This window comes from Oceanobacter sp. 5_MG-2023 (genome assembly GCF_030548165.1).
Classification (GTDB): domain Bacteria; phylum Pseudomonadota; class Gammaproteobacteria; order Pseudomonadales; family Oceanobacteraceae; genus Oceanobacter.
The window spans coordinates 1-2384 of record NZ_JAUORS010000053.1; the positions used below are offsets into that span (position 1 = coordinate 1).

Annotated in this window: 2 protein-coding genes and 2 tRNA genes; all 4 read left to right on the forward strand. The window is 49.3% G+C overall.

From position 1 onward, the window contains the following. Positions 1-318 precede the first annotated feature (318 nt). The 4 genes from Q4551_RS16035 to Q4551_RS16050 all read left to right on the forward strand — a co-directional run bounded on the left by Q4551_RS16035 (position 319) and on the right by Q4551_RS16050 (position 2264). The gene (locus Q4551_RS16035) at positions 319-1560 is read left to right on the forward strand and encodes an aspartate kinase (protein ID WP_303434925.1); all 1242 of its coding nucleotides are present in this window, start codon (positions 319-321) and stop codon (positions 1558-1560) included. 195 nt (positions 1561-1755) lie between these two features. Next, positions 1756-1950 (forward strand): carbon storage regulator CsrA, encoded by a 195-nt coding sequence (gene csrA, locus Q4551_RS16040; protein WP_303434927.1) that lies wholly within the window; start codon positions 1756-1758, stop codon positions 1948-1950. Between the two features lie 68 nt (positions 1951-2018). Beyond that, positions 2019-2109 (forward strand) — tRNA-Ser (locus tag Q4551_RS16045). A 78-nt stretch (positions 2110-2187) separates the two neighbouring features. After that, positions 2188-2264: transfer RNA gene (locus tag Q4551_RS16050), tRNA-Arg, on the forward strand. The last annotated feature ends 120 nt before the right edge of the window (positions 2265-2384 follow it).

The following is a 2384-nucleotide window of genomic DNA, read 5'->3' on the forward strand; positions in this document are numbered from 1 at the left end:
CTGGGCAGCATCCGTCGTCTGATTGACCGGATATGCCCGGCCAATCGGGCAAACCGACAAGAGACATGAGTATGGATATCGATAATCATTGATATCCATACTGGTCAAAACAGGCATGGACGCCCATTATTACTGACAGATGCTAGGTAACAACTGCCACAACAGAAGTTATGTCCTTTTACTTTTCATGGGTATTTGAAGGAATAACTCTGTCCCGCTGTTCTCCGTGTTTTACATACACTCTGTATCTTTCTTGTTCATGACAATTGTTGTTTAATTAGCGCCCTTTTCAGACTAGTCAACCCCGGTTGTTACATCATGGCGTTATACGTACAGAAATATGGAGGCACGTCGGTCGGTACTGTTGAACGGATCGAAATGGTTGCCGATAAGGTAAAATCCTTCCGCGACGCGGGTCATCAGGTGGTGGTAGCCGTGTCTGCCATGAGTGGCGAAACCAACCGATTGATTGGTCTGGCCAAATCTGTTTCTGATAATCCTTCTCCCCGTGAGATGGATGTACTGGTTTCCACCGGAGAGCAGGTGACCATCGCCCTGTTGGCCATGGCTCTGGAAAAGCGTGGCGTTAATGCGCGCTCTTACACCGGCTGGCAGGTGGGTATCAAAACCGACAACGCGTTTATGAAAGCCCGGATTGAAGACATTGATACCACGGCCATGCGCACGCAGCTGGACAGTGGCGGTGTGGTGATTGTGGCCGGTTTTCAGGGCGTGGATGACGACCATAACATCACGACCCTGGGACGTGGAGGTTCCGACACCACAGGGGTTGCCCTGGCAGCGGCACTGGGTGCCGATGAATGTCAGATTTACACCGATGTTGATGGCGTTTACACAACGGACCCTCGCGTTGTGCCTTCGGCCCGTCGAATGGAGCAGGTGACGTTCGAAGAGATGCTCGAAATGGCCAGTCTGGGCTCCAAGGTGCTGCAGATTCGAGCGGTCGAGTTTGCCGGTAAATACAAGGTTCCGCTGCGCGTGCTTTCCACATTCAAGGAAGGTAACGGCACTCTGATTACAATGGAGGAGAATGACTCCGTGGAAAATCCCGTTATTTCAGGTATCGCGTTCAATCGTGACGAAGCAAAGGTAACCGTCAAAGGTGTACCAGATATCCCAGGTGTCGCTTCCCGTATCCTGGTGCCCATCAGTGATGCCAATATTGAAGTCGATATGATTGTGCAAAACGTATCGGATGATGGCACAACCGACTTCACCTTCACGATTCATCGTAATGAATACAGCAAGGCAATGGCGATTCTGGAAGCAACCGCTAATGAACTGAATGCCCGTCAGGTGATCGGTACCGACAGCATCTGCAAGGTCTCTATGGTTGGGGTCGGTATGCGATCCCATGCCGGTGTTGCCAGTAAGATGTTCAAGACCCTGGCGGATGAAAATATCAACATTCTTGCTATTACCACATCGGAAATCAAAATTTCCGTGGTGATTGCAGAAAAGTATTTGGAGTTGGCCGTTCGTTCGCTGCACACTGCGTTTGGACTGGATGCCGAAGAAGATACTCAGGTTGAAGCCTGAGCATCTCTGCTCCTGTCTGTTTGGGGAACCTTCCGTAATGGAAGGGCCCTAATAACCAAACATTCTTAACATCCCGGTTTTTTTCTGACCATAACGGAATATATGGTCAATACTGATAGATGAAAAGAATGGGCCTTGTGCCACAGCACCCTAGAACTACCTAGAACCAATCAATAGGATTTGCAGGAGTAACCTATGCTTATTTTGACCCGTCGCGTAGGCGAGACGTTAATGGTAGGTGACGAAGTGACCGTCACCGTCCTTGGAGTAAAAGGAAACCAGGTACGTATTGGTGTGAATGCACCGAAAGAAGTCGCAGTTCACCGCGAAGAAATTTATCAGCGCATTCAGCGTGAGAAAGATGGTGATGAATCCGCTGGTAATTACTAAGCCATCGATTTAATTGCATTTTTTTCTTTGAATTTCTAAATAACGTGGTATCATGCGCGCCGTGATCTGGAGAGATGGCCGAGTGGCTGAAGGCGCACCCCTGCTAAGGGTGTATAGGTTTATACCCTATCGAGGGTTCGAATCCCTCTCTCTCCGCCACGTTTTCTGCTTCGGCAGTAGTGTTTTATATTAGTTGACTATTATCGTTTCCTGAATATAATACGCGCCCCACGATGTGCGCTCGTAGCTCAGCTGGATAGAGTACCTGGCTACGAACCAGGTGGTCGGAGGTTCGAATCCTCCCGAGCGCACCATTTATTAGATTAAATAAATGATTCAAATCGTGAGTGCTTTTCTGATGTGCGCTCGTAGCTCAGCTGGATAGAGTACCTGGCTACGAACCAGGTGGTCGGAGGTTCGAATCCTCCCGAGCG

Excerpts from the sequence above, each read along its gene's own strand:
- Q4551_RS16035 (WP_303434925.1), top strand. The coding sequence starts at position 319 with ATGGCGTTATACGTACAGAAATATGGAGGCACGTCGGTCGGTACTGTT.
- csrA (WP_303434927.1), top strand. The coding sequence starts at position 1,756 with ATGCTTATTTTGACCCGTCGCGTAGGCGAGACGTTAATGGTAGGTGAC.